General features: G+C 40.6%; 27 protein-coding genes. 22 read left to right on the top strand and 5 right to left on the bottom strand.

The window, feature by feature from the left end:
• Nucleotides 1–191 precede the first annotated feature (191 nt).
• Nucleotides 192–1532: a chromosomal replication initiator protein DnaA gene (dnaA, locus tag V7L95_RS07270; RefSeq protein ID WP_008347594.1), complete on the bottom strand. Its 1341-nt coding sequence runs from the start codon at nucleotides 1530–1532 to the stop codon at nucleotides 192–194.
• Between the two features lie 620 nt (nucleotides 1533–2152).
• Between dnaA and rpmH the strand changes: the two genes are divergently transcribed.
• The 11 genes from rpmH to V7L95_RS07215 all read left to right on the top strand — a co-directional run bounded on the left by rpmH (nucleotide 2153) and on the right by V7L95_RS07215 (nucleotide 12498).
• Nucleotides 2153–2287: a 50S ribosomal protein L34 gene (gene rpmH, locus V7L95_RS07265; protein ID WP_008360908.1), complete on the top strand. Its 135-nt coding sequence runs from the start codon at nucleotides 2153–2155 to the stop codon at nucleotides 2285–2287.
• Between the two features lie 78 nt (nucleotides 2288–2365).
• On the top strand, nucleotides 2366–2725 hold the full coding sequence (gene rnpA / locus V7L95_RS07260) for a ribonuclease P protein component (RefSeq protein ID WP_035390150.1): 360 nt from the start codon (nucleotides 2366–2368) through the stop codon (nucleotides 2723–2725).
• A 158-nt stretch (nucleotides 2726–2883) separates the two neighbouring features.
• Entirely contained in the window at nucleotides 2884–3666 is a 783-nt protein-coding gene (gene spoIIIJ / locus V7L95_RS07255; protein ID WP_089374159.1) for a YidC family membrane integrase SpoIIIJ, read from the top strand.
• A complete protein-coding gene (gene jag, locus V7L95_RS07250) occupies nucleotides 3663–4286 on the top strand; it encodes an RNA-binding cell elongation regulator Jag/EloR (RefSeq protein ID WP_035390148.1) in 624 nt (207 codons plus the stop codon). Before spoIIIJ ends, jag begins: the two co-directional genes overlap by 4 nt.
• A 402-nt stretch (nucleotides 4287–4688) precedes the next feature.
• A complete protein-coding gene (gene mnmE / locus V7L95_RS07245; protein ID WP_017359868.1) occupies nucleotides 4689–6068 on the top strand; it encodes a tRNA uridine-5-carboxymethylaminomethyl(34) synthesis GTPase MnmE in 1380 nt (459 codons plus the stop codon).
• Between the two features lie 17 nt (nucleotides 6069–6085).
• Complete coding sequence (gene mnmG, locus V7L95_RS07240) at nucleotides 6086–7972, top strand: tRNA uridine-5-carboxymethylaminomethyl(34) synthesis enzyme MnmG (RefSeq protein WP_017359869.1); 1887 nt, start codon at nucleotides 6086–6088, stop codon at nucleotides 7970–7972.
• Nucleotides 7973–7985: 13 nt separating this feature from the next.
• Nucleotides 7986–8705: a 16S rRNA (guanine(527)-N(7))-methyltransferase RsmG gene (gene rsmG, locus V7L95_RS07235; protein WP_007497477.1), complete on the top strand. Its 720-nt coding sequence runs from the start codon at nucleotides 7986–7988 to the stop codon at nucleotides 8703–8705.
• Nucleotides 8706–8810: 105 nt separating this feature from the next.
• On the top strand, nucleotides 8811–9686 hold the full coding sequence (noc, locus tag V7L95_RS07230) for a nucleoid occlusion protein (protein ID WP_024718432.1): 876 nt from the start codon (nucleotides 8811–8813) through the stop codon (nucleotides 9684–9686).
• A 128-nt stretch (nucleotides 9687–9814) separates the two neighbouring features.
• On the top strand, nucleotides 9815–10651 hold the full coding sequence (locus V7L95_RS07225) for a YiiX/YebB-like N1pC/P60 family cysteine hydrolase (protein ID WP_156061472.1): 837 nt from the start codon (nucleotides 9815–9817) through the stop codon (nucleotides 10649–10651).
• A gap of 238 nt (nucleotides 10652–10889) precedes the next feature.
• Complete coding sequence (gene soj / locus V7L95_RS07220) at nucleotides 10890–11651, top strand: sporulation initiation inhibitor protein Soj (protein WP_008360890.1); 762 nt, start codon at nucleotides 10890–10892, stop codon at nucleotides 11649–11651.
• Nucleotides 11644–12498: a ParB/RepB/Spo0J family partition protein gene (locus tag V7L95_RS07215; protein WP_048001991.1), complete on the top strand. Its 855-nt coding sequence runs from the start codon at nucleotides 11644–11646 to the stop codon at nucleotides 12496–12498. The genes soj and V7L95_RS07215 overlap by 8 nt, the downstream gene beginning before the upstream one ends.
• Nucleotides 12499–12523: 25 nt before the next feature.
• Here the strand turns inward: V7L95_RS07215 and yyaC are convergent, their stop codons facing one another.
• The gene (gene yyaC / locus V7L95_RS07210) at nucleotides 12524–13150 is read right to left on the bottom strand and encodes a spore protease YyaC (RefSeq protein WP_025208343.1); all 627 of its coding nucleotides are present in this window, start codon (nucleotides 13148–13150) and stop codon (nucleotides 12524–12526) included.
• 72 nt (nucleotides 13151–13222) lie between these two features.
• Between yyaC and V7L95_RS07205 the strand changes: the two genes are divergently transcribed.
• Nucleotides 13223–14278 (top strand): hypothetical protein, encoded by a 1056-nt coding sequence (locus V7L95_RS07205; RefSeq protein ID WP_080589171.1) that lies wholly within the window; start codon nucleotides 13223–13225, stop codon nucleotides 14276–14278.
• Nucleotides 14279–14303: 25 nt separating this feature from the next.
• On the opposite strand, the gene V7L95_RS07200 is transcribed toward V7L95_RS07205, so the two are convergent.
• Together V7L95_RS07200 and V7L95_RS07195 are read right to left on the bottom strand one after the other, a co-directional pair.
• Nucleotides 14304–14714 carry a hypothetical protein gene (locus tag V7L95_RS07200; RefSeq protein ID WP_041092136.1) on the bottom strand — a complete coding sequence of 137 codons (411 nt, stop codon included), beginning with the start codon at nucleotides 14712–14714 and terminating at the stop codon, nucleotides 14304–14306.
• Between the two features lie 15 nt (nucleotides 14715–14729).
• Entirely contained in the window at nucleotides 14730–16049 is a 1320-nt protein-coding gene (locus tag V7L95_RS07195; RefSeq protein WP_035704112.1) for a phage hydrolase, read from the bottom strand.
• Nucleotides 16050–16343: 294 nt separating this feature from the next.
• On the opposite strand from V7L95_RS07195, the gene V7L95_RS07190 reads away from it, so the two are divergent.
• The 10 genes from V7L95_RS07190 to wrbA all read left to right on the top strand — a co-directional run bounded on the left by V7L95_RS07190 (nucleotide 16344) and on the right by wrbA (nucleotide 24250).
• A complete protein-coding gene (locus tag V7L95_RS07190) occupies nucleotides 16344–16550 on the top strand; it encodes a DUF951 domain-containing protein (protein WP_008347561.1) in 207 nt (68 codons plus the stop codon).
• A gap of 215 nt (nucleotides 16551–16765) precedes the next feature.
• A complete protein-coding gene (gene ychF / locus V7L95_RS07185; RefSeq protein WP_007497458.1) occupies nucleotides 16766–17866 on the top strand; it encodes a redox-regulated ATPase YchF in 1101 nt (366 codons plus the stop codon).
• A 108-nt stretch (nucleotides 17867–17974) separates the two neighbouring features.
• Nucleotides 17975–18262 carry a 30S ribosomal protein S6 gene (gene rpsF / locus V7L95_RS07180; protein ID WP_008347557.1) on the top strand — a complete coding sequence of 96 codons (288 nt, stop codon included), beginning with the start codon at nucleotides 17975–17977 and terminating at the stop codon, nucleotides 18260–18262.
• Nucleotides 18263–18298: 36 nt separating this feature from the next.
• Nucleotides 18299–18841 carry a single-stranded DNA-binding protein SsbA gene (gene ssbA, locus V7L95_RS07175; RefSeq protein ID WP_007497456.1) on the top strand — a complete coding sequence of 181 codons (543 nt, stop codon included), beginning with the start codon at nucleotides 18299–18301 and terminating at the stop codon, nucleotides 18839–18841.
• Between the two features lie 41 nt (nucleotides 18842–18882).
• Nucleotides 18883–19122 carry a 30S ribosomal protein S18 gene (gene rpsR / locus V7L95_RS07170; RefSeq protein WP_008347556.1) on the top strand — a complete coding sequence of 80 codons (240 nt, stop codon included), beginning with the start codon at nucleotides 18883–18885 and terminating at the stop codon, nucleotides 19120–19122.
• A gap of 199 nt (nucleotides 19123–19321) precedes the next feature.
• Entirely contained in the window at nucleotides 19322–20287 is a 966-nt protein-coding gene (locus V7L95_RS07165) for an ABC transporter ATP-binding protein (protein WP_025208340.1), read from the top strand.
• On the top strand, nucleotides 20280–21797 hold the full coding sequence (locus tag V7L95_RS07160) for an ABC transporter permease/substrate-binding protein (protein WP_340968666.1): 1518 nt from the start codon (nucleotides 20280–20282) through the stop codon (nucleotides 21795–21797). The genes V7L95_RS07165 and V7L95_RS07160 overlap by 8 nt, the downstream gene beginning before the upstream one ends.
• 211 nt (nucleotides 21798–22008) lie before the next feature.
• Nucleotides 22009–22959: a ring-cleaving dioxygenase gene (locus V7L95_RS07155; protein ID WP_017359878.1), complete on the top strand. Its 951-nt coding sequence runs from the start codon at nucleotides 22009–22011 to the stop codon at nucleotides 22957–22959.
• Nucleotides 22956–23567, top strand: coding sequence for an alpha/beta hydrolase (locus tag V7L95_RS07150; RefSeq protein ID WP_050826815.1), 612 nt, complete (start codon nucleotides 22956–22958; stop codon nucleotides 23565–23567). Before V7L95_RS07155 ends, V7L95_RS07150 begins: the two co-directional genes overlap by 4 nt.
• A gap of 59 nt (nucleotides 23568–23626) precedes the next feature.
• The gene (gene wrbA, locus V7L95_RS07145; protein ID WP_045034926.1) at nucleotides 23627–24250 is read left to right on the top strand and encodes an NAD(P)H:quinone oxidoreductase; all 624 of its coding nucleotides are present in this window, start codon (nucleotides 23627–23629) and stop codon (nucleotides 24248–24250) included.
• Nucleotides 24251–24298: 48 nt separating this feature from the next.
• Here wrbA and katX read toward each other — a convergent pair whose 3' ends face one another.
• Nucleotides 24299–25888, bottom strand: coding sequence for a catalase KatX (gene katX / locus V7L95_RS07140; protein ID WP_340968661.1), 1590 nt, complete (start codon nucleotides 25886–25888; stop codon nucleotides 24299–24301).
• Between the last annotated feature and the right edge of the window lie 72 nt (nucleotides 25889–25960).

The raw sequence follows: 25960 nt of genomic DNA, 5'->3' as shown, positions 1-25960 counted from the left end.
TCCTCCTAATTTTTCTTAATGACATGTATATATATTTATTTAATAAAAATCGTAGAAGTACTAGTAGGGCTTGTGAATATGTGGATAAGTCAGTAGAAAGAAAGGAAAGACAGCCTATCCACATGTGGACAGACTGTGTATGACTATGCTCTAGTTATTCACATTTTCCCGTACTTATCTTATCAGCTTGATTATTTTAGTTGTTCTTTGATCTCTTTGACATGCTGCTGAAGCTGTTCATCTTCAACGATTAATTTTGAAATTTTCTCATGAGCATGAATGACGGTCGTATGATCTCGTCCACCAAATTCTTCTCCGATTTTAGGTAGAGAGGAATCGGTCATTTCTCTAGAGAGATACATCGCAATTTGTCTTGGATAAGCAACTGATTTCGTACGTTTCTTCGCTTTGAAATCTTCTAATCGAATATTAAATTGCTGCCCTACAATTCTTTGAATATCTTTAATTGTAATCACCTTAGGTTTCGATGAAGGAATGATGTCCTTTAGGGCTTCAGCTGCTAGATCAGCATTGATGTCTTTATTGATTAAAGAAGAGTAAGCAACAACACGAATCAAAGCACCTTCCAGTTCCCGAATGTTGCTGTCGATTTGATTGGCAATATAAAGCATGACTTCATTCGGAATGTCTAAACCTTCTGCTTTTGCTTTTTTACGTAAGATCGCAATACGCGTTTCTAGATCTGGCGGGGTAATGTCTGTAATTAAGCCCCATTCGAATCGAGAGCGTAATCTGTCTTCAAGTGTCGGAATTTCCTTTGGCGGACGGTCACTAGAAATGACGATTTGCTTACTTTCTTCGTGAAGTGTGTTGAATGTATGGAAAAACTCTTCTTGTGTTTGTTCTTTTCCTGCTAAAAATTGAATATCATCTATCAAAAGCACATCTACATTCCGATAGCGATTACGGAAATCGACTGCTTTGTTGTCCCGGATTGAGTTGATAAATTCATTTGTAAATTTTTCAGATGATAGATAGACCACTTTGGCTGATGGATTATGATCGATGACGTAATGACCGATCGCATGCATTAAGTGAGTCTTTCCTAAACCAACGCCCCCATAAATAAAAAGCGGGTTATATGCTTTTGCTGGTGCTTCTGCGACTGCAAGTGAAGCGGCATGAGCAAAACGGTTGCCTGAACCAATAACAAAAGTATCAAATGTATATTTTGGATTCAGCATATTTTGTGGAATTTCAACGGGTTCTTCTTTCGACATTTTTTTGATTGGAGATTTTGGCATGGCTTCCTCTTCGTCCTGATTTTGAGGAATGATAAATTTGATGCTGAGCTCTTCGCCTGTCAGTTCATAGATGGTATCTGCAATTAAGTGAAGGTATCTTGACTCGAGCCAGTCTCTTGCAAATTCATTAGGTGCAGTAATAGTCAGCGTATCTCCTTGAAGAGAATGGGCTTTAGTGGACTTCATCCATGTTTCAAAACTAGGTTTGCTCAATTTTGTCTCTATTTTTTGAAGTGCTTTATTCCACAGATCCAAAATATTTTCCATAAGGCTTCTCCCCCCTCCTTTTCTTTTTAAAATGACCAGTATCAAACTGTTATAGAACACGAAAAAGAGCAAATGGTCATCACCATTCGTGCACATACTTTGTTGAAAACAATTAATATAGTAGAAAAACGTCTTTTCGACAAATTACACAGGTTGTGGATAAACAATTCAACAAGCTGTGTAATAACTTTCCACAGGTTATCCACAAATTGTGGATAAGGTAAATAGGCCAGATAAGTAATTAAGAGTTAAAACACAAATATAATATCAAAATAAACAAGATGGTGCAATGGGTGTCACAAACTTATCCACACACTTTACATCCTGTTGAAAAATAATTATCCACATAGGTTATTTGTGTGAAAAAAATGTCGATAATGGATGTGGATAGTCAAAATATGCCGGAAAAATATCCACAACCTTGTTTTGAAGGTTTTTTTGAAGGAAAAAAAGAATAAAATGCTGGAAACTAAAAAAGAAGGTTTCTTCACTTGATAACTTGTGTTATGCTTATAAGGTTGATAATAAGAGTTTTATCATTGATATTGACAATCGATGGGTTACACAAATATAATGAGTTAGACTGTCTTAAACAGCTATTCCTCAGGGAGGTGTCATAAATGAAAAGAACGTTTCAACCAAATAACCGTAAGCGTAGTAAAGTTCATGGCTTCCGCAGCCGTATGAGTTCTAAAAACGGACGTCTAGTTTTAAAGCGACGCCGCAGCAAAGGTAGAAAAAAATTATCAGCTTAGGCCACTGAATAATGTCAGTGGTCTTTTTTACATAAAATCGTAAATGAATTGTCAGTTTTTATCGGAGTGGAAGAAAACATGAAGAAGCGAAACAGGCTAAAAAAAAATGAAGAGTTTCAAACAGTGTTCAAAAAAGGTCAATCAATGGCTAATCGCCAATTCGTCATTTATCAGCTGGACCAACCAGATCAAGAAGAACTGCGTTTAGGATTGTCTGTCAGTAAGAAGATAGGTAATGCAGTGATAAGAAACCGGATTAAACGATTGATCCGTCAGGTGTTCTTAGAGGAAGGTCATAAGCTAAAGCAAGAAAAAGACTACATTGTTATCGCACGAAAACCAGCAAGCGAATTGACCTTTGAAGAAACAAAGAAGTCTCTCCAGCATTTATTTAGAAAATCCGCTGTTTATCAACAACAACCGAAAAAGTCTTCGTAATAGAAACTTTCGTTGAATCAATTTTTAAAAGCGCTTCCTTCATCTAGTGAATTAAAATGAAACCACCACTTTGTAATGAAAAAATGTTACCATACTGATTAGGTGAGTCACTTTCGTAATCAATTCCAACTTAAATAAAGTTTGAAGTAATGGGAGGAATCTTGTTGAAAAGGCGATTATTACTAATATTTAGCTTGATTGGCGTGTTGGTTCTATTGGCAGGATGTACACAAATCAATGAACCAATCACATCAGATAGTAAGGGATTCTGGAATTCTTACATTGTATACCCGCTATCTCAATTAATCACTTACATGGCAAACTTAACTGGTGAAAACTATGGTGTAGCGATTATTATTGTAACTCTTTTGATTCGTTTGCTCATTTTACCATTAATGATTAAACAGTTAAGAAGTACAAAAGCAATGCAAGCACTTCAGCCAGAACTAAAGAAGCTTCGTGAAAAATATAGCTCAAAAGATCAAAAAACACAGCAGCAGCTTCAACAGGAAACAATGGCTCTTTTCCAAAAGAATGGTGTAAATCCATTAGCAGGGTGTTTCCCAATCTTAATTCAAATGCCAATCTTAATTGGTTTTTATCATGCGATCATGAGAACAGCTGAAATCAAGAAGCATACTTTCTTATGGTTTGACTTAGGCAGTCCAGATCCATTATTCCTGCTACCGATTATTGCAGGTGTAGCTACTTTTATTCAGCAGAAGCTAATGATGGCTGGAAATCCTTCGGACAACCCTCAAATGGCGATTATGCTTTGGGTGATGCCAATTATGATCATTGTATTTGCAATCAGTTTCCCAGCGGCACTTTCACTGTACTGGGTTGTAGGTAACATTTTCATGATCATTCAAACGTTGGTCATTAAAACACCTCAAGTAAAAGTTGATACAAAAGAAAAAGCTGGCGGGAACAAAAAATGAAGGAAATAACTGCTGTCGGTCGCACAGTCGAAGAAGCAGTAGATTCCGGACTGAAACAAATTCAACTACTACAAGAAGAAGTAGATATCACAATAGTAGATGAAGGAAACAAAGGGTTTTTAGGATTATTTGGTAAAAGACAAGCTGTTGTCAAGTTAGTAGAAAAGCGAGATGCGCTCAAATTAGCAACACAGTATTTAGATAAAATTGTTAAATCAATTGATCCTAAAGCAAACATTGTTTCGAAAAAAGAAACGAAAAAGATCTCTTTTCACATTGATGGAGACAAAACTTCATTAATGATTGGAAAAAGAGGACAAACACTGTACTCTTTAGAAACCTTGGTGCAGTTAGTGTTTAATCGTTATTCTGATCAGTATCATCATATTACAATTGATATTGGAGATTATAGGAAGAAACGACAAGAAGCACTTGAACAATACGCAATCAAAACGGCAAATCGTGTTTTAAAAACGAAGAGAAAGGTTCATTTAGAACCGATGCCTTCGAATGAACGAAAAGTCGTTCATGATACGATTGCAGCATTTTCTAAAGAACTTGCCACGGCATCCGAAGATACAGGCAGCAAGCGTCATGTTGTGGTGATGTATAAAAAATAGCAGAAAGGCTAAGATTCAGCAAAGCTGGATTTTAGTCTTTTTTTATTGAAAAATTAACTTTTAATAGTAGATTCCTCCTTTATTTCTAAAAAGTTAGTGTGTTATTTAGATCGAAAACGTCATTTTCCCTTAGTTGCAAAGGGAGAAGGGCGTTTTAATTTATTGGATTTAGGTGTAAGATGTGAAGACAAGTTTAGAACGTCGTTATTCACATGTGGATAAGTTAAGTGTTAAAATAGACAGGGTGCAAAACTGTGGATAATTAAATGTGGGCTACTTTCGCTTCGCATGCATTTATGGTATCTTTAAATTTTGGATTAAGCGTTTTTGATATAGAGATGGACAACGTCCATTTAATAGATATAAGACTGTCTATTGAATAGAGAAAGAGGTGAATGAGCGGTGGATACAATTGCAGCAATTTCTACACCAATGGGTGAAGGGGCAATTGCCATTATACGTTTAAGCGGGCCTGATGCAGTTCAGATTGCTGATCGCATGTATAAGGGGCCTAAGGAGAAAAAACTTGTATCAGTGGATTCTCATACAATTCATTATGGTCATATTGTAGATTCAAGTACCGAGCAAGTGATAGAAGAGGTCATGGTGTCTGTATTAAGAGCGCCAAAAACATTTACGAGAGAAGACGTTATTGAGATCAACTGCCATGGCGGAATTGTCACGGTCAATAAAGTCTTGCAGCTTGCTTTAAAAGAAGGAGCGAGATTAGCGGAGCCAGGTGAGTTTACAAAACGTGCTTTCCTAAATGGAAGAATCGACTTGTCACAAGCAGAAGCCGTCATGGACTTGATTCGTGCAAAAACTGACCGTGCGATGAATGTCGCAATGACTCAAATGGAGGGACGTCTCTCCGGTTTGATTAAACGTCTTCGTGGTGAGATATTGGAGACACTTGCCCATGTAGAAGTGAATATTGATTATCCAGAGTATGACGATGTGGAAGAAATGACACATCGAGTCTTAGTTGAAAAGGCGACATCTGTGAAAAAGGAAATTGAATCGCTTCTAACGACTTCACAGCAGGGGAAAATCCTTCGTGAGGGATTATCTACTGTTATTATTGGAAGGCCAAATGTTGGGAAGTCTTCCTTATTAAATAGTCTTGTTCAGGAAACAAAGGCGATTGTGACCGATATTCCTGGTACAACTAGAGATGTCATCGAGGAATATGTGAATGTAAGAGGAGTACCGCTCCGTTTAGTAGATACTGCAGGTATACGTGAGACTGAAGACATTGTTGAGCGTATTGGGGTCGAAAGATCAAGACAGGTCTTAAAAGAAGCTGACCTGATTTTACTTGTGCTCAATTATAGTGAAGAGTTATCTGAGGAAGATATTAAGCTATTTGAGGCTGTCTCGGGTATGGATATTATTGTGATTGTCAATAAGACTGATCTTGAGCCTAAACTTGATGTAGAAAAAGTAAAAGAGTTAGCGAAAGATCGTCCAGTCGTGACAACATCTTTATTACAAGAAAAAGGGATTGATGAGCTTGAAATGGCCATTCAATCTTTATTCTTCACTGGCTCAATTGAAAGTGGAGATTTAACATATGTAAGCAATACTAGGCATATTGCGCTCCTTCAAGAAGCAAAACAATCGATTGAGGATGCTCTAGAAGGAATTGAAATGGATGTACCGATCGACATTGTTCAAATAGATTTAACACGCTGTTGGGAGCAGCTAGGTGAAATTATTGGGGATGCTGTTCATGAAAGCTTAATTGATCAGTTATTCTCTCAATTCTGTTTAGGAAAGTAAAGGGAGGAACAAAAGAAATGGGTTATGAAGCTGGCCAATATGATGTAATCGTCGTCGGTGCCGGTCATGCTGGTGTTGAGGCTGCTCTTGCTTCTGCAAGACAGGGCGCCAAAACACTTGTATTGACCATCAATCTCGATATGGTTGCTTTTATGCCATGTAATCCGTCCGTAGGAGGTCCCGCTAAAGGGATTGTCGTCAGAGAAATTGATGCGCTAGGCGGAGAAATGGCACGAAATATAGATAAGACGCATATTCAAATGCGTATGCTGAATACTGGGAAAGGACCTGCTGTCCGTGCGTTAAGAGCGCAAGCAGATAAGTTTCAATATCAGCACGAAATGAAAAAAACAATGGAAAATGAACCAAACCTAACAATGCTGCAAGGGATGGTAGACCATTTAATTGTAGAAGATGATGAATGTAAAGGTGTTGTGACTCAAACAGGTGCAAATTATCGCGCGAAGTCTGTTGTTCTAACGACTGGTACTTTCTTAAAAGGCCGCATTATTTTAGGGGATCTTTCTTATTCAAGCGGTCCTAATAATCAGCAGCCTTCCATTAAATTATCGGATCATCTAGCAGAATTAGGATTCGATTTGGTTCGCTTTAAAACTGGGACACCACCTCGAGTAAACAGCCACTCGATTGATTATAGTAAGACGGAAATTCAACCAGGTGACGATGTACCACGTGCGTTTTCTTATGAAACTGTGGAATATATTACAGATCAATTACCATGCTGGTTAACATACACGAGTTTAGAGACTCATCAAATTATTGATGAGAATCTTCACCGTTCTCCTATGTATTCAGGTATGATTAAAGGAACAGGTCCTAGATACTGCCCGTCTATTGAGGATAAGGTGGTTCGTTTTAATGATAAACCGAGACATCAAATTTTCTTAGAGCCAGAAGGCCGTAATACGCAAGAAGTGTATGTTCAAGGTTTATCTACAAGTCTGCCAGAGGATGTACAGCAGCGAATGCTGTCAACCATTCCAGGGCTTGAAAATGTACAAATGATGCGAGCGGGTTATGCCATTGAGTATGATGCGATTGTGCCTACACAATTGTGGCCGACACTTGAGACGAAGAAAATTTCTGGATTATATACAGCTGGCCAAATCAATGGTACCTCTGGTTATGAGGAAGCTGCAGGTCAAGGAATTATGGCAGGTATCAATGCAGGAAGAAAAGCATTGGGTAAAGAAGAAGTCATTTTAAGCCGATCTGATGCATATATCGGTGTTCTCATTGATGATCTTGTCACGAAGGGTACAAATGAACCTTACCGTCTTTTAACTTCTCGTGCAGAGTACCGCTTACTTCTGCGTCATGACAATGCTGATTTAAGATTAACGGAACTTGGATATAACATTGGTTTAATTTCTGAAGAGAGATTCCAAGCATTCACACAGAAAAAAGAGGCTATTGAAGCAGAGAAAAAACGTTTATATTCTGTCATTATTAAACCTACAGCAGAGACACAGGAATATATCCGTTCTCTTGGTGGAAGTGAATTGAAGGACGGTATTCGCGCTAGTGATCTGATGAAGCGTCCAGAGATGAACTATGAATCTGTTGTGAAACTAGCTCCTGCTGACACACAGCTTCCTGCTGATGTGTGTGAACAGGTAGAGATTCAAATTAAATATGAAGGTTATATTGAAAAGTCGCTCCAACAAGTTGAAAAGCTGAAAAAGATGGAAAACAAAAAGATTCCGGATCGAATCGATTATGATGCCATCAAAGGGATTGCAACTGAAGCGAAGCAAAAGCTAAAAGAAGTCCGACCGCTTTCTGTTGCACAGGCTTCTCGTATTTCAGGCGTTAACCCTGCTGATATTTCTATCCTTTTAGTGTATTTGGAGCAGGGACGTATTGCGAAGATAGCAGAGTAGAAAGGATGTCGGCATGAACATTGAACAATTTACAGCAGCACTAGAGGAGAAAGGGATCACTCTTTCTCCAGTGCAGCTTGAACAATTTGAAACTTACTTCCATATGCTTGTAGAATGGAACGAGAAGATGAATTTAACGTCCATTACAGAAAAGGAAGAAGTATATTTAAAGCATTTTTATGACTCGATATCAGCAGCATTTTTTATTGATTTTCACAATGTGACAACAATTTGTGATATTGGAGCTGGTGCTGGTTTTCCAAGCATTCCTCTTAAAATTTGTTTCCCTCATCTACATGTGACCATTGTTGATTCTCTCCAGAAACGCATTACGTTTCTCAATGAGTTAGCAAAAGGGTTAAACTTACAAGATACTACTTTTTATCATGATCGTGCGGAGACCTTTGGACAACGTAAAGATCAACGTGAAAGCTATGACCTTGTCACCGCTAGAGCAGTTGCGCGCTTATCTGTCTTGAGCGAACTATGCCTGCCTCTTGTGAAAAAGGAAGGTTTGTTTGTTGCATTAAAAGCATCTGCTGCAGATGAAGAGATGCAAGCAGGAAAAAAAGCCGTTACTGTCCTCGGAGGAGAGGTTGTTGAAAAGCATTCCTTTGTTCTTCCTTTAGAAGAAAGCGAACGGAACATCATTGTCATTGAAAAGAAAAAACAAACACCAAAAAAATATCCTAGAAAACCAGGAACACCTAATAAATCGCCAATAGAGGGTTGATCATGTAAAAGGTCGGTTTTTCTTCAATATTTATGATTTTACAGAAGGAAAAAACATGAGAAAATAGAATTATAAAAAGGTAGTTTTTAAAGGTGGTGTAGGTTCATGAAGCATTCACTCTCACGCTTCTTCGGGCTTGGTGACAAAGAACATCCTGAGCGTGATACCGAAATAGAGGCAGAGATTGCTGAGCATGAAACATTAAAGGAAGAGATACAGGAGCTCCCGGTCGACACAATTATGCCTAACCGTTTTCAGCCACGCACCATTTTTTCAGAAGAAAAGATACAAGAGCTGGCCACAACCATTCATACCCATGGCATTATTCAACCGATTGTTGTTAGACCAACAGAAGAAGAAGGAAAATATGAACTGATCGCCGGCGAAAGACGTTGGAGAGCGGTACAAACTCTTCAATGGGAGAAGATCCCCGCTATTATAAAAGATTTTACTGATACGGAAACGGCATCTGTGGCATTGATTGAAAATTTGCAAAGAGAAGAGCTGTCTGCAATTGAAGAGGCTCATGCTTATGCACGTCTTTTAGAGCTTCATGATTTAACGCAAGAAGCGCTTGCTCAGCGTTTAGGTAAGGGACAATCGACTGTTGCAAACAAACTAAGACTTTTAAAGTTGCCTGAAGAGGTACAGCAAGCCATTTTGGAGAAAAAAATCTCTGAGAGGCATGCCCGTTCACTTGTACCTCTAAAGCTGCCAGAATTACAGATCACGCTGTTGCAGGAAATCATCGAAAAGCAGCTGAATGTGAAACAGACTGAAGAGCGTGTAGTGAAGATGCTTGAACAAAAAACAGATCGCAAACCGAAGCCGAAACGTAAGGCGTTTAGCCGAGATACGCGAATTGCGATGAATACCATTCGTCAGTCTCTCCACATGGTAGAAGACAGCGGACTTAAAATAAATACCGAGGAAGAAGAATTTGAGGAATATATCCAATTAACGATTCGAATTCCTAAATAGAAAGAAGCTGATGAGCATTACTCGTCAGCTTTTTTGTCTTTCTCTCCCTTCAATTCATGATATTTACTTATTATTAATTAATTGGTAAAATATGATTTTCATAGTAGAAGGGAGGTGACATGTAACCGATGAAAATGAAAAAGACTATTTTTGCTATTATCTGTTATTTACTATTCTCTTTTTCTCTTTTTTCAAATGAAACGACTGTATTTGCTGTGAGCACGTCAACGAATCATAATACTCATTCAGCGGAAGAAGAAACGATTACGAAAGAAGAACTGAGTACTCTGAAGAAACAAGGTGTGGTTTCGACAGATGTAACGGTTCAACAATTAAATCAAGAGCAAGCGTCTCAGGACGATGCGATCGATGTGATCACAGCTGATGATGATTTGGAGAACTATGGCTTACGGCAAAACAAACAGGATGAAATGGTAACAGATGAAAGGCCGAATACCATTCGCCATCTTTTTGGTAAACCGTATCCTGGAACCGATATTATGCCTCAAAAAGGGGATATATTGGTGACGAGCACTGGTGCTTTGAATGGTTTAATTGGTCATGCAGGCATCGTCATTAATGAGAAAAGCTATGCATCTATTCCTGGGTTCCGGCAGCATCCAAATATTGATTCCATTCAAAGCTGGTTTCGCTATAGTGCCAATACAAAGGTGATTCGGATTAATCATCAGGAAAAGGCAGATTTAGCTGGGGATTGGGCGCACGATTACGTGAAAGACCATCCGAAGGCTCGATATTCGATCACTATGTCTATTCAATCCTTGGACCCTACATATTGTTCAAAGATTGTATGGCAGGCTTACGCAAAAACCGGGGACGCTGTTGGACATGCGACATTTACCATTAAAGCACCCTATGGGTTTTTGAAAAAGAAGAACTATAAAACAGTGACACCTAAAGTCATTGTGAGCGAAGGCCGTAAAATTGGCGGGTTAAACTTTTGATTGTATCTCCCTCACTTTTCAGGAAAAGTGGGGGTTTTTTGTCTCGTTATTTTCTTCAAAAAGATATATTAATATATCTTCGAAGCGCATTTTTATGCATCTATCCATGTACGGAAACACAGATTCATTCACGAATTTATAATGGAGAAACAAAAAAAGCAAACGTTTCATACTTTTTTTGATAGAATAGGAAGTATGAATGAATGAGAAACTTGTTAAGTTGAAAGTGGGTGACATCGTGGGGAAAATCATAGCGATTACCAACCAGAAGGGCGGCGTTGGGAAGACGACAACTTCTGTTAATTTGGGTGCGTGTTTAGCATACATAGGAAAACGAGTGTTGTTAGTTGATATTGATCCGCAGGGAAATGCCACGAGTGGTATTGGGATTGAGAAGGCCGATGTAGAGAAGTGCGTGTACGATATTTTAGTAGACGATGCAGATGTACTTGATGTGATTAAGACGACAGAGGTCGAAAATCTTGATGTCATTCCTGCGACGATACAGCTTGCAGGGGCGGAAATTGAGCTTGTGCCTACGATCTCACGTGAAGTGAGGCTGAAAAGAGCACTTGAATCTGTGAAGCAAAATTATGATTATATGATTATTGACTGCCCGCCATCACTTGGGTTACTGACGATTAATGCGTTAACTGCATCCGATTCTGTTTTAATACCGGTTCAGTGTGAATATTATGCACTTGAAGGATTGAGTCAATTGTTGAATACGGTTCGTCTTGTGCAGAAACATCTAAATACCGACCTTGCCATTGAAGGTGTCTTACTGACAATGCTTGATGCAAGAACAAATCTTGGAATCCAAGTCATCGAAGAAGTAAAAAAATACTTTAGAGATAAAGTCTATCAGACTGTGATTCCGAGGAATGTGAGACTAAGTGAAGCGCCTAGTCATGGGAAACCTATTATCTTGTATGATCCACGTTCAAGAGGTGCAGATGTCTATTTAGACTTAGCAAAGGAAGTGGACGCGAATGGCTAAAGGTCTTGGAAAGGGTATTAATGCGCTATTTAACAATGTGGATTCCAATGAAGAAACTGTCGAAGAAATTAAGTTGAAGGATTTGCGCCCAAACCCTTATCAGCCAAGGAAAACGTTTGATGATGATGCATTGTCTGATCTCAAAGAATCAATTCAGCAGCACGGTGTTTTACAGCCGATTATTGTTCGTAAATCGATTAAAGGATATGACATTGTCGCAGGAGAACGCCGTTTCCGTGCAGCACAACAAGCTGGTTTGACAACGATTCCTGCGATCGTCAGGGAATTTTCAGAAACACTGATGAGGGAGATCGCTCTTTTAGAAAACTTACAGCGCGAGGATTTATCTCCATTAGAGGAAGCGGAAGCCTATGCCTCCTTACTAGATCACTTAAGTGTGACTCAGGAGGAATTAGCCAAGCGATTAGGCAAAAGCAGACCGCATATTGCGAACCACCTTCGTTTATTAACATTACCGGATGAAGTACAGAAGCTGATTGCAGATGGAACATTATCCATGGGACATGGACGCACGCTGCTTAGTTTGAAAAACAAAAAGAAGCTGGCGCCATTGGTAAAGAAGGTCGTGGACGAAGGATTAAATGTCCGTCAGGTTGAGAAACTTGTTCAGCAATTAAATGAAAATGTTCCACGTGAAACAAAGAAAAAAGAAGCACCAAAGGATCGCATGTTGAAAGAAAGAGAATCTTTCTTACAAAATTACTTTGGTACTTCAGTGACGATCAAGAAACAGAAGAAAAAAGGGAAAATTGAGATTGAATTTCTCTCAAATGAAGATTTAGAAAGAATCCTTGAATTGCTTTCTACGAGAGAATTATCGGAATGACCATCTTGATATGAGATGGTCTTTTTTATATTCTTCCCGTGATATTTTGAATAGGGGTGAAGAGAGAACGGCTTTTTTCTCTCGTCCAATCCATTTGATCAATGTGGGATAGACTTTCAGACAGTGTATTGGCCATAGACATCACAAGATGGAGACGTGTGTTTTGGAGAACGAAGTATTCCATAAAACCGCTCACGTTGACGATTCCATTAATATGAATATTGCCTACTTCTGGAAGCTCTTTTTGGACACCTGCACCGGGCTTTAACGGTCCTTCTCCAATTTGAAACGATCCTACACTTTTCACTCTCCCTAAACAGGCATCAACGGCTACGATAAATGGATGTTTATGAGCTTGTTCAATTTCAGCGAGCTTTTCCTTTAAATTGACCGCATGCACTGGGTCAGAGAGAGTGCCGTATACATGCAGCTTTTTTAAATCAAGACTTGAAAGCTTTGTTCCTACAAGTGGACCTAGAGAGTCACCGGTTGAGCGGTCTGTTCCTATGCAGACGATGGCAACGGGTCTTTTTCCTGCTTTCTGAAGATGCGAGAATAAAATACTTTTAAGCTGCTGAATGGCATTTGTATCCGTATGGGACACGTATTCTTTCACCCTATTTCTTAAAAAAAGACCGTTCTTGCTATTCATAGGTCTCACTTCCTTGTCATAGTAGTTAGTATCAGTATACGGAAACAAGCTTAATTCTATACCTATGAGGTGATGATTGTGTGGAAGGCTGGTTCAAGGTGGACGCTTTTAATTTTAGGAAGCTTGATAGGAGCGGGATATGCCTCCGGTCAAGAAATTTGGCAGTTTTTTGGCCTTGATAGCGGACTAGCCATTCTACTGTTTACGCTCATGTTTATGCTGTCGACCTATGTGGTGTTAAAAATCAGTTATGAGGTTCGTGCCGATCATTTTGTGCCGGTGTTAGAGCGTCTTGTAGGTCCTTGGCTGGCCAAGGTGTATGATATTTTAATTGTTCTTTATCTATTCACGACAACAACAGTCATGATTGCCGGTGGCGGGGTGACACTTGAGATGTATCATGTGCCATTTTGGGTTGGAATCGGTGCATTTTGTTTATTTTCATTTATGATTTTTTTCTGGGATGTGAAAGGTCTCTTATCTGTGAATGCTTTCATTATACCAATTTTGGTGGTGGGGCTCATCTATGCGTTTGTTTTTTATTATATGAATCATGATCATATATGGAGAATTGATTTTGGCCAGCAATACAATTGGCCTGCCAGTATCGTCTTTGCTTCTTTGAATATATTATCTGTTGTGGCGGTGCTTTCTTCAGTGGGGAAAGAAATGAAGGGGCTTGGAGAGGCCAAGGTTGCGAGTATATTAAGCGGCTTGATTTTTGGTGTCATTTCTTATGTGTATAACGAAATACTAGTTGATATTTCTGGGAGTCTTTCAGCAGAGGGGATTCCTTTGTTTACAGTATTAGAGGGGGCACCAACATCATTGTTTGTGTTTATGACCATTGTTCTTTGTTTAGCGATTTATACAACAACCGCTGCGGGATTATTTGGTTTATCCAGCCGCATGCTCTCTTTTGTACGAATGCCCCGCTGGTTCATTGTATTCATCATGCTTCTTTTGATGGCACCTTTAACCTCTCTTGGATTTGCTGATTTGATTGCTTTCTTGTATCCGATTTACAGCTTGCTCAATCTTTATTTGCTTGTCTGTTTAATGCTGTATCCGATTTTAAGTAAAAAGATATTTTTCCGTTCTAAAAATTATACTGATAAAATAAAATAAACACCTCTCTTTCAAAGAGAAGTGTTTATTTTATCCGAATGGACTCAATCGCTTCCTTGATATCGTCATATACAGGCATGTGCTGAAGACGCTGCATGCGTTCCTCTATTTCTGAGATGGCTTGTCCCTTTAAATGCTGGGATACATGCTGTTTGACAATGGTTGTCTGGTTCATCATGTCTTCTGTTTTGGATAATTGGTACTCCAAGTGCATGCGGGTATTTGCCAATTCGTCGTGAAGCCGCATTTTCAGCAATCGCTTTAAATCTTTTCGTTGTCCTTCTCTGCGCATGGCCTGAATAGCGGCAATTTCTTCAGGTGATTGAGATTGTGTTTGTGGTGCAGATTGACTTTCGAATACAGACATGGAGCGGCGGGCACTCACATTTTGCAAGAAACGCTGGGCGTCACTAGGAGGTTTATTTTGATTGATCATATGGCGACTCCTTTCTTAACGAATACCCATTTGCATCGCAAGGCGTCTATCTGCCTTGGCATAGTCATCACCCATTGTGTACATATGTCTTGAAAGGGTGGAAAGTTCTTGTTCGTAGTCTCTCAAGGTGTACAAGGCATTCAGTTGTTTTTCATGAGAATAAAAGGTTGATTGCGGCTGCTCCATCCTTACTTCCTCTAACAGTGCTTCTACATCGCTATGGGTTAATAAATCATAGTGACCGAAGCCGACAAGTCCTTTCAGTTCTTGTTTTACATGATGGACGGCATCTTTTACACTATCATCAATTCCATCTATTTTCTCAAATACAGTGTGTACTTCATGTTCAATAATACTTTGTAGATCATATGATGAATTTTTTAGTAAATGGGATTTTATGATAATTTCAAGCCCGCTTTGTGCATATGCACGGCCTGAATGGATTTCTTGTAAAAGCATCGCTGTAAAACTTGTATTGTGATCAAGCTGTTCATCTAAAATACGAGCGGTTCCATTCGAATGGAATGAATACCCATTTACTTTGAATTCTCCTGAAACGAGAGCTAAAAATGCATTTGTATCAAATGATTCGTTCCACTCTATATTCATTGATGCAAAAGCTGATCTTAAAAAGGTGTCAATTTCTCTTGGTTTATATTTTATGGATTCTTGGACCGATCCCTGCTCCCGGGGTGGTACGGTGTACTTGACTTGTCCAACTCCATGATCATGGCGATTGAGTAAACCTACATAATGATTGGGTTGAATATATTCCGTGAGAACATGGGTATATTTTCCTTCTACTGCTTTTTGCTGAATGGAAGGTGCCAGGCTGCTCCATATATTTGGGCTATCGAATGTGATGGCTTTTTTGACAGCTGGCTGTTCTGTCGCAATGTAAGCACAAACAGCACCGGCAAGCGCTTGTCCAGTGAGATAGATGGTTGCATTCGGGTGCTTCTGACAGACGTCCTCGATGTATTCCTTCCCTTTAAAAAAGACATGATCTTGTTTCCCGGCTAAGGATTTTCTTTCAATGGGGTAGGCATAATCCGTTTTTAACAATGATTGGGTAGCCGTTTGAACATCTTGTGTCGATGTCACCGTCATTTGTTTTGGCAGAGGACAGTGAAACGCGACAATGAACTCATCTGACTGTTCCTGCTGCATCGTTAAACCATATAATTGATGATCTATTTTTAGAAAATCGTTGACAGTGAGCGTATGCTGACCTACTTCTATCGTATGGTTCTGCTGGTAATTCTCTGCGTTTCCAGCGTGATCGGATATGATTTTATAATCTTTGTCGGTTAATCTATCCTTTCGATTGACCATCGTACCTGCTCCCTCACATAACATTTATGCAGATATCATAAATCAAAAAATATGGAAAAACCACAGCGTTCTACCAATAAAAACCTTTTGACCTACAGTGTTTGTGACAATATTGAAAAAAAGCGGAGTTTAAGTAACTATTGGTCACAAATAAAATGATCTAAAAGAAGGGTTTTTTCTATAAAAAAGAAAGGGATTGATACATGACAGCGGCTCTTTATTTTGTGCATTGCTCTCTATCGTCGTTTTTTTGTACAATAGATTTAATGAAGTGAGCAAGAGAGGTGAATGCTGATGGCAGACAAAGCATTTGGGTTACATGACGTCGTTGAAATGAAAAAGCCCCATCCATGTGGTGCCAATCGGTGGAAAGTCATTCGTTTGGGCATGGATATTCGTATTAAATGCGAAGGGTGCGGGCACAGCGTGATGATCCCAAGAAGAGATTTTGAACGAAAAATGAAGAAAATTCTCGTCAAGCATGAGGAGCCAACTGCTTAAGTAGGCCTCATGCTTTTTTGATGAAATTTGTCTTTTGTTCAGAGAAACAGCTGCAATTTCTCATTTTAAAGCTCCGATTTAGTCTTTTTGGTAATGTTTCTTCTATTGAAAATGCATGATGGTTAGCTTGTCTTTTCATGTAAACCTACTTATAATTGCTCTAGGTTCATATTACGCAGTATAACGAGCACGTTTCATATAGAGGAGATGAAAGAATGGCTTTAACAGCTGGTATTGTTGGCTTACCTAACGTCGGGAAGTCAACGCTATTTAATGCAATTACACAGGCTGGAGCGGAGTCTGCTAACTATCCGTTCTGTACCATTGATCCAAACGTCGGAATTGTAGAAGTTCCAGACGAGCGTTTGCAAAAACTGACAGAATTAGTGCAGCCCAAAAAGACAGTTCCGACTGCTTTCGAATTCACTGATATTGCTGGTATTGTGAAAGGTGCATCTAAAGGAGAAGGTTTAGGAAATAAATTCCTTTCTCACATTCGTCAAGTAGATGCGATCTGTCACGTGGTGAGAGCTTTTGCTGATGATAACATTACACATGTGTCAGGTAAGGTTGACCCAGTGTCAGATATTGAAACGATTAATTTAGAATTGATTTTGGCTGATCTAGAAACGGTTGAAAAGCGTTTAACTCGTGTGAGTAAGCTTGCGAAACAAAAAGATAAGGAAGCGGTAGCTGAATTTGATATTTTGGAAAAGCTGAAGGACGCATTTGAAGCTGGAAAATCTGCAAGATCGGTTGAATTTACAGATGAGCAGCAGAAGCTTGTGAAGCAGCTTCATTTACTCACGTCAAAACCTATTCTGTATGTAGCAAATGTGAGTGAGGACGAAGTAGCAGATCAGGACGGAAACGAATATGTACAGCAAATTCGTGAGTTTGCATCTGGCGAAAACGCTGAAGTCATCGTCGTTTGTGCGAAGATTGAGTCTGAAATTGCAGAGCTTGAAGGAGAAGAGAAGCAAATGTTCCTTGAAGAGCTAGGCATCAAAGAATCAGGTTTAGATCAGTTGATTAAAGCATCTTATTCACTTCTTGGCTTAGCTACGTATTTCACAGCAGGTGAGCAAGAAGTGCGCGCTTGGACATTTAAAAAAGGAATGAAGGCACCAGAATGTGCTGGAATCATTCATACGGACTTCGAGCGTGGATTTATTCGTGCTGAAACGGTTGCTTATGAAGATTTACTAGCTGGCGGAAGTATGTCTGCTGCAAAAGAAGCAGGTAAAGTTCGTTTAGAAGGTAAAGAATATATAGTGAAAGATGGAGACGTCATTCATTTCCGTTTTAACGTATAGGTTCTTGTCATAGGCCAAGTAATTTGTTATAATATACAATTGTGAGTAATATAATTTATTGCTCCTTGCCCGTATAGGGCCGCTTAGACCAAAAGGAGGTGCAATCAGATGAGAAAGTACGAAGTTATGTACATCATCCGCCCAACAGTTGACGATGAGGCTAAAAAAGCAGTTATCGACCGTTTTAATAACGTGTTAACTTCTAACGGTGCGGAGATCACTGGAACAAAGGATTGGGGTAAACGTCGTCTTGCATACGAAATCAACGATTTCCGTGAAGGCTTCTACCAAATCGTAAACGTTCAATCTGACGCTGCAGCAGTTCAAGAATTTGACCGCTTAGCTAAGATCAGTGACGATATCATTCGTCACATTGTTGTTAAAGAAGAAGAATAAATCATTGAAATATATATTTAAAGGTGGTCTTTCAATATGCTAAACCGTGTTGTATTGGTCGGAAGACTAACAAAAGACCCTGAGCTTCGCTACACGCCTAATGGTGCGGCTGTAGCCACGTTTACTCTAGCTGTGAATCGTACGTTTACGAATCAATCTGGAGAGCGTGAAGCCGATTTCATTAACTGTGTTACTTGGAGAAGACAAGCCGAGAACGTGGCTAATTTCTTGAAAAAAGGAAGTCTTGCCGGTGTAGACGGTCGCTTGCAGACAAGAAACTATGAAAACCAGCAAGGACAGCGTGTCTTCGTGACAGAAGTTCAAGCTGAAAGTGTTCAATTTCTTGAGCCTAAAAGCGGCGGTGCTGGTTCAGGTGGATACAGCGGCGGTGGCAATAGCGGAGGCCAGTATTATGGCGGTAGCCAAAATGATCAGAATCCATTTGGAAATGAACCAAGTCAAAATCCATATGGCAATCAAAACAACCAAAATCGTAATCAGGGAAATAGCTTCAATGATGACCCATTTGCGAATGATGGTAAACCGATTGACATCTCCGATGATGATTTGCCATTCTAATTGATCTGAAAAAAATGACCAAAGGAAAGGTGTGAAAACAAATGGCAGGTGGACGCAGAGGCGGTCGTGCGAAACGTCGTAAAGTATGTTTCTTTACTTCTAACGGAATCACGCACATCGATTACAAAGATGTTGATCTTCTTAGAAAGTTTGTTTCTGAGCGTGGTAAAATTTTACCTCGTCGTGTAACAGGAACTAGCGCTAAGTATCAACGTAAATTGACATTAGCGATTAAAAAATCACGTCAAATGGCATTACTTCCATACGTTACTGGTGAGTAAGTCGTTGACTTAAAAGCGAAGGGCCTTGAGCTCTTCGCTTTTTTTATTTGTCTCACTTTTATGAGAAAGTCGTTTCTGGCAGTCTAACTAGGGGAAGTATGTAAAAAGAGAGTCAACGTGACAGTTTGTTCTATACAAATACTAGGTTAATCTGTCATATTGGTATTTTAAAATATACTTGCAGTCAGGGCGTGGGAAGATGATTGAATTTAAGAATGTATCGATGCAGTTTTCTGATGACCGGTATGCCGTTCAATCTGTTGATTTGGAGATTCAGAAAGGTGAATTTTTTGTATTGATTGGACCTAGTGGGAGCGGGAAAACGACGACTTTGAAAATGATCAATCGTCTCATCTCTTCTACAGAAGGTGAGATTTACATAAAGGGTCGAACCATCAGCGATTATGATATTTATGAGCTGCGCTGGGATATTGGTTATGTGCTTCAGCAAATAGCGTTGTTCCCTCATATGACCATAGAAGAGAATATTGCTGTAGTGCCAGAGCTGAAACAATGGAAGCGGACTGAGACGAATCAGCGTGTTGATGAGTTGATGTTCATGGTGGGGCTTGAGCCTTCTACCTATCGACATCGAAAGCCAGCAGAGCTTTCAGGAGGACAGCAGCAGCGAGTCGGCGTAGCACGGGCACTTGCTGCTGATCCTGAGATTGTCCTGATGGATGAACCTTTTAGTGCGTTAGATCCACTGACGAGAGAGAAATTACAAGATGATCTGCTTGAGTTACAGCGCCGTATTCAAAAGACCATCGTTTTTGTGACACATGATATGCAGGAAGCCATGAAGCTTGGAGATCGGATATGTGTGATGAATGAAGGAAAAGTGGTGCAGGTTGGACGCCCAGAGGAATTGATTCAGCATCCAGTGAATCCATTTGTGCGGGAGTTTGTTTCAGGAGCTGCCCGTCATGTAGACCATCAAGCATTTGAGCTGACAACTATTTCTCAGCCCATGCCTCAAGATGATCTGTTAGGCGATGAGGCGGTCTCCATCCATGCGACGCTGGAAGAGGTTCTATCTCGACTGGCAGAGCATGAAGAGCTTGTTGTTGAGAAGGATGGGGAACGGATCGGGCTCATCACTCGTCAAGCGGTGATTCAGTATTTAGCCGGTACTTCTGCTGAGAGGGGCGAGACACATGAATGAATGGACTAGTGTGCTATGGGCTCGAAAAGATCAGCTCGGACACGCCTTACTTGAGCATATTCAAATTTCCTTCATTGCGTTATTTCTAGCGATTTTGATTGCCATTCCTTTAGGGATTTATTTAACGAGAGTCCCTAAGATAGCAGAGTGGATCATTGGGGTGACGGCTGTCTTGCAGACAATTCCGTCTTTGGCGCTGCTTGGACTGCTGATTCCTCTCGTTGGGATTGGTCAAGTGCCCGCAATTATCGCTCTTGTCGTCTATGCTCTGCTCCCTATTTTAAGAAACACATATACAGGCATTCGTGAGGTCGATCCGTCGCTGCGGGAAGCGGCGTTTGCTATGGGAATGAATCACCGCAAACGCTTATTAAAAGTAGAACTCCCTCTTGCTATGCCTGTGATCATGGCAGGTATCCGAACAGGGATGGTTCTTATTGTAGGGACAGCCACTCTTGCAGCTCTTATTGGGGCAGGTGGATTAGGGAGTCTGATTCTGCTTGGAATTGATCGAAATGATATGTCTTTGATCATCATTGGTGCTATTCCAGCTGCATTACTTGCGCTCTTATTTGATGTGGTCTTGCGGACACTTGAGAAAATCTCCTTTAAAAAAACCGTGATCTCTGTAACGGTCTTTGCTGTAATAGCAGGAGCAGTTGTCGCTGCCCCATTGCTGTTTCAACAAGAAAAGAAAGAGATCACCATTGGAGGGAAGCTGGGGTCAGAGCCTGAAATTTTGATCTCCATGTATAAGCTTTTAATTGAGCAGGATACAGATATCCAAGTCAATCTTAAGCCTGGTCTTGGTAAGACGTCCTTTGTTTTTCAAGCACTGCGGTCTGGTGATATTGACATCTATCCTGAATTTACAGGGACAGCGATTTCTGAATTTCTGAAAGAAACAGCGAAAAGCACGGATAAGGAAAAAGTGTATGAGCAAGCGCGCCAAGGTTTGGCGTCATCCTTTCAGCTTCAGCTTCTTCAGCCGATGGCTTATAACAATACATATGCTTTAGCCGTGCCTCAATCACTAGCGGATCAATATGATTTATCAAAGATTTCAGATCTGGGTCAAATCAAGAATCGTATACGTGCTGGCTTTACTTTAGAGTTTTCTGATCGTCAGGATGGATATTTAGGCATTCAAAAAGCTTATCAGTTTTCTTTTGACGATGTGGTCACGATGGAACCGAAACTTCGATATCGAGCCATTCAAAAAGGGAATATTCAGTTGGTCGATGCGTATTCGACAGACAGTGAATTGAGACAATACAAGTTGAAGGTGCTTGATGATGACAAGCATGTTTTCCCGCCCTATCAAGGAGCGCCCTTGCTAAGACAGGAGACATTAAAAGAGTATCCTGAGATTGAGGCCTCTCTCAACAAGCTCGCTGGTCAAATCACAGATGATGAGATGAGAGAAATGAATTACGAAGTCAATGTGAAGGGGAAAGATGCATTTCAAGTAGCCGAAGCCTATTTAAAAAAGAAAAAATTGCTTCAATAATCAAGGGGAAGCAGGTCTGCTATATACAAAGCGGCCTGCTTTTGAAAAGAAAAAAACAAAAATCATTGACATCTATTTCAAAAAAGAATATCCTTAATTCGAGATAAATATATTTTTTGATCATATATCTCGAATTCGAGATAATATAAAAGCATCAGTCAAGACATAATGAGTAGGGACATGTTACGTCATGAAGAGGAGGTCATTAGAAGTGAAGAAAACAGAAGGAATTCACCATATCACAGCAATTGTTGGTCATCCTCAGGAGAACGTTGATTTTTATGCAGGTGTTTTAGGTCTTCGTCTCGTGAAAAAGACCGTCAATTTTGATGATCCAGGCACATATCATTTATATTTTGGAAATGAAGGAGGTTCTCCAGGTACCATTATTACGTTTTTCCCTTGGCCAGGTGCACAAAAGGGACAAATTGGAGCAGGTCAAGTAGGTGTGACAACATATGTCGTACCGACCGGTGCCTTCTCTTTTTGGAAGGAACGCCTTGAGCAGTTTGACGTTTCTTATGAAATGATTGAACGCTTTGGTGAGGCCTTTCTCTCATTTGAAGATCCGCACGGTTTATTGATAGAACTTGTAGAGCGTGAAGAAGGAAAACAGAATGACTGGACATTTAATGGGGTGACACCAGAAGTAGCGATTAAAGGGTTTGGCGGAGCTGTTTTATTAACTTCACAGCCTGAGCAAACGATGCAGCTGCTAGAGCAAACGATGGGACTTGAAAAAGTCGGCACAGAAGGAGATTATGTGAGATTCCGTTCGTTTGGAGAAATCGGCAATGTGATTGATGTGAACAAGACACCTGTTGCACGAGGACGTATGGGCGTAGGTGTTGTACATCATATTGCGTGGAGAGCAACGGATGATCAGGATCAATTAGATTGGCAAAGACATGTGGCGCAAAGCGGATATCAAGTGACGCCTGTGCAAGATCGAAATTATTTCAATGCGATTTATTTTAGAGAGCTTGGCGGCATATTATTTGAGATTGCGACCGATCCTCCAGGGTTTGCACACGATGAATCTGTGGAAACGATGGGTGAAGCGTTGAAACTGCCACCGCAATATGAGGCTCAGCGTAGTCAGATTGAACAAATCGTGCTGCCGATTGAGGTAAGAGAAATCAAAGGGAAAGGAGATTCATGATGAAGCATCTTTTTCAAAAAGGAAAGAATGAACAAAAACCTGTCCTTCTCATGCTGCATGGAACTGGTGGGACAGAGCATGACTTATTGCCGCTTGCAGAAGTGGTAGACCCTGAAGCATCTGTTCTTAGTGTGAGAGGGAATGTATCAGAAAACGGCATGCCGCGTTTTTTCAGACGTTTGGCAGAGGGTGTTTTTGATGAGCAAGATTTAATTGCGCGTACAGAGGAATTATATACATTTATCGGGGAAGCAGCAGATAAGTATGGATTTGATCGTCACAATGTTGTAGCCATCGGCTATTCAAACGGGGCGAACATTGCTGGAAGTCTGTTATTCCATTACGGAGATGCGCTGAAAGGAGCGATCCTGCATCATCCTATGGTCCCAAGACGAGGGGTTTCATTACCTTCATTAGCGGGGAAACAAGTCTTTATAGCAGCTGGTGAAAATGATCCAATGTGCCGTCCTGAGGAATCTCAGGAATTGGAGCAACTGCTTCAGGAGGCGGGAGCTTCCGTAACGCTTCATTGGGAAAATCGTGGACATCAGCTAACGAGAGAAGAAGTCGATGCTGCGGCATTGTGGTATCGTCGTCAATTTAAATAAGGTGGGGAATACAGGTGGGATTTTTACAGAAGCTATTTGGACAAACCAAACAAAAGGAGATGGAACAAGTGGAAAACGTAAAACTAGCGATTATTTATTATAGTTCAACAGGTACAAACTATCAGATGGCAAAATGGGCTGAGGCTGGAGCGAAAGAAGCTGGTGCTGAAGTCAAAATTTTAAAGGTTCCTGAATTGGCACCAGAAGCAGTTGTTGCATCAAATCCAGCATGGAAAGCACATTTAGATGAAACAAAAGATGTCCCTGAGGTTCAGTTAAGTGACTTAGAGTGGGCAGATGCCATTATTTTCAGCATGCCGACACGTTTCGGTAACTTACCGGCTCAAATGAAACAATTCTTAGACACAACAGGCGGTTTATGGTTCCAAGGGAAACTAGCAAACAAAGCAGTGAGTGCGATGACATCTGCACAAAACCCAAATGGCGGACAGGAGCAGACGGTTCTGAGCCTGTATACAACGATGTTCCACTGGGGAGCCATTATTGCCGCTCCTGGCTACACGGATGATTCCCTATACGGCGCAGGGGGTAACCCTTATGGTGTGAGTGTGACTGTTGACCAAAATGGAAAGATCCAAGAGGATGCAGAAGCAGCCGCAAAACATCAGGCGAAACGTACAGTGAATGTAGCAGAATGGATCAAAAAAGGTCAAAACGCTTAATAGATGTATACAAAAAGAATGCAGCCACTCCGCTGCATTCTTTTTTCATTAATAAGGATCTGAAGAGGTGCTGTTGTTGATCGCATCATTGACAGCCTGTGCCGCGCCTGTTGATCCAATTGGTCCGCTTGGCTCCTCTTGTTTGAAGGCTTTTAAGCCATCGGCCACACGTTTTCCGTAGTCAGGATCAGCTTTTGTAAAGTTTTCGATCATTTGGTCTTGGATGTCTTTTTGGCAGGTAGCTAAGGTGTTGACTAAGTTTTTAATCAGTTCCTCACGTTCCCAATCATTGAAGCGGCGATAGGTTTCTCCCGCTTGTCCGAAATTGTTCGGGCGGTCAATGGCTTCTCGTTTGACTTCACCCTCTACAAAAGGCGTATGATCCTTTTCATCTTGCTGTGCTTCTTTTAATCCTCCGAGAATGGACGGTTCATAATTCACATGGGGGTTTTGTCCTTTTCCTTGATCCACATGATATTCCATTTGCCCATCTCGCTGATTGGTGGCAACATGCTTTTTCGGTGCATTGATCGGCAGCTGTAAATAATTTGGCCCGACACGATATCGCTGCGTATCAGAGTAAGAGAAGGTACGCCCTTGCAGCAATTTATCATCTGAGAAATCTAATCCGTCTACAAGAACCCCCGTCCCAAAGGCAACCTGTTCCACTTCTGCAAAATAATTTTCTGGATTTTTGTTTAGCACCATTCGTCCGATCGGTTTCCATGGATAGTCATCCTTGTACCAGAGCTTTGTCGGATCGAGTGGATCAAAGTCTAGATGGGGGTGGGTGTCATCTTCCATGATTTGCGCGTATACTTCCCATTCAGGATGATCCCCTTGTTCAATGGCTTCATATAAATCCTGTGTGGCATGATTAAAGTTTTCCCCTTGAATGGCTTGGGCTTGTTCTTGTGTCAGGTTGCGAATTCCTTGCTTTGGTTCAAAGTGATATTTGACCAGTACTGCTTTTCCTTCATGATTCACCCATTTATAGGCATGGACGCCAGAGCCTTGCATGTGCCGGTATGTGGCGGGAATGCCCCATGGTGAGAAGAGAAATGTCACCATATGTGTTGCTTCAGGTGATTGTGAAACGAAATCAAAAATGCGCTCGCCATCCTGACGATTTGTGACAGGATCAGGCTTAAAGGCATGAACCAAATCAGGGAATTTCAAAGCATCTCGAATAAAGAAAATTTTGAGGTTGTTCCCAACAAGATCCCAGTTGCCGTCTTCTGTATAAAATTTGATCGCAAATCCCCGTGGATCGCGTAAAGTTTCTGGTGAATGTCCGCCGTGAATAACAGAAGAGAATCGAACGAAGACAGGGGTCTTTTTTCCTTTCTCCTGAAATAATTTGGCTCTTGTATAAGTGGAAATGGGTTCGTCACCGAATGTACCGTAGGCTTCAAAGTATCCGTGTGCGCCGGCACCTCGTGCGTGAACGACACGTTCAGGGATGCGTTCACGATCAAAATGACTGATTTTCTCTAGGAAATCGTAGTTTTCAAGCGTAGTCGGTCCTCGATTCCCAACGGTTCTCATGTTTTGATTATCTGTTACCGGGTGACCTTGGCGATTCGTCAAGGTTTCTTCTGACTCTGAAGATGATGTAGGCTGTTGATCTTCTTTCAAGGTAGAATCCCTCCTTCAATATCTCCCTAACAATATGGTCATGTTGCGCCCTATTTCATACAAGGATTGATA

Source organism: Bacillus sp. PPSBB_11 (assembly GCF_038023285.1).
In the GTDB taxonomy this organism is placed as follows: Bacteria; Bacillota; Bacilli; order Bacillales; family Bacillaceae; genus Bacillus; species Bacillus altitudinis.
This window is presented reverse-complemented; position numbering and strand designations above follow the sequence as displayed.

What these genes read in the sequence shown, in the direction of transcription:
- ychF (WP_007497458.1), top strand. Translation starts at nt 16,766, where the DNA reads ATGGCTTTAACAGCTGGTATTGTTGGCTTACCTAACGTCGGGAAGTCA.
- V7L95_RS07195 (WP_035704112.1), bottom strand. Translation starts at nt 16,049, where the DNA reads ATGGTCAATCGAAAGGATAGATTAACCGACAAAGATTATAAAATCATA.
- dnaA (WP_008347594.1), bottom strand. Translation starts at nt 1,532, where the DNA reads ATGGAAAATATTTTGGATCTGTGGAATAAAGCACTTCAAAAAATAGAG.
- ssbA (WP_007497456.1), top strand. Translation starts at nt 18,299, where the DNA reads ATGCTAAACCGTGTTGTATTGGTCGGAAGACTAACAAAAGACCCTGAG.
- rnpA (WP_035390150.1), top strand. Translation starts at nt 2,366, where the DNA reads ATGAAGAAGCGAAACAGGCTAAAAAAAAATGAAGAGTTTCAAACAGTG.
- wrbA (WP_045034926.1), top strand. Translation starts at nt 23,627, where the DNA reads ATGGAACAAGTGGAAAACGTAAAACTAGCGATTATTTATTATAGTTCA.
- rsmG (WP_007497477.1), top strand. Translation starts at nt 7,986, where the DNA reads ATGAACATTGAACAATTTACAGCAGCACTAGAGGAGAAAGGGATCACT.
- rpsF (WP_008347557.1), top strand. Translation starts at nt 17,975, where the DNA reads ATGAGAAAGTACGAAGTTATGTACATCATCCGCCCAACAGTTGACGAT.
- mnmG (WP_017359869.1), top strand. Translation starts at nt 6,086, where the DNA reads ATGGGTTATGAAGCTGGCCAATATGATGTAATCGTCGTCGGTGCCGGT.
- jag (WP_035390148.1), top strand. Translation starts at nt 3,663, where the DNA reads ATGAAGGAAATAACTGCTGTCGGTCGCACAGTCGAAGAAGCAGTAGAT.
- V7L95_RS07215 (WP_048001991.1), top strand. Translation starts at nt 11,644, where the DNA reads ATGGCTAAAGGTCTTGGAAAGGGTATTAATGCGCTATTTAACAATGTG.
- V7L95_RS07150 (WP_050826815.1), top strand. Translation starts at nt 22,956, where the DNA reads ATGATGAAGCATCTTTTTCAAAAAGGAAAGAATGAACAAAAACCTGTC.
- V7L95_RS07205 (WP_080589171.1), top strand. Translation starts at nt 13,223, where the DNA reads ATGATTGTGTGGAAGGCTGGTTCAAGGTGGACGCTTTTAATTTTAGGA.
- V7L95_RS07225 (WP_156061472.1), top strand. Translation starts at nt 9,815, where the DNA reads ATGAAAATGAAAAAGACTATTTTTGCTATTATCTGTTATTTACTATTC.
- V7L95_RS07160 (WP_340968666.1), top strand. Translation starts at nt 20,280, where the DNA reads ATGAATGAATGGACTAGTGTGCTATGGGCTCGAAAAGATCAGCTCGGA.
- rpsR (WP_008347556.1), top strand. Translation starts at nt 18,883, where the DNA reads ATGGCAGGTGGACGCAGAGGCGGTCGTGCGAAACGTCGTAAAGTATGT.
- rpmH (WP_008360908.1), top strand. Translation starts at nt 2,153, where the DNA reads ATGAAAAGAACGTTTCAACCAAATAACCGTAAGCGTAGTAAAGTTCAT.
- V7L95_RS07190 (WP_008347561.1), top strand. Translation starts at nt 16,344, where the DNA reads ATGGCAGACAAAGCATTTGGGTTACATGACGTCGTTGAAATGAAAAAG.
- V7L95_RS07165 (WP_025208340.1), top strand. Translation starts at nt 19,322, where the DNA reads ATGATTGAATTTAAGAATGTATCGATGCAGTTTTCTGATGACCGGTAT.
- noc (WP_024718432.1), top strand. Translation starts at nt 8,811, where the DNA reads ATGAAGCATTCACTCTCACGCTTCTTCGGGCTTGGTGACAAAGAACAT.
- yyaC (WP_025208343.1), bottom strand. Translation starts at nt 13,150, where the DNA reads ATGAATAGCAAGAACGGTCTTTTTTTAAGAAATAGGGTGAAAGAATAC.
- V7L95_RS07200 (WP_041092136.1), bottom strand. Translation starts at nt 14,714, where the DNA reads ATGATCAATCAAAATAAACCTCCTAGTGACGCCCAGCGTTTCTTGCAA.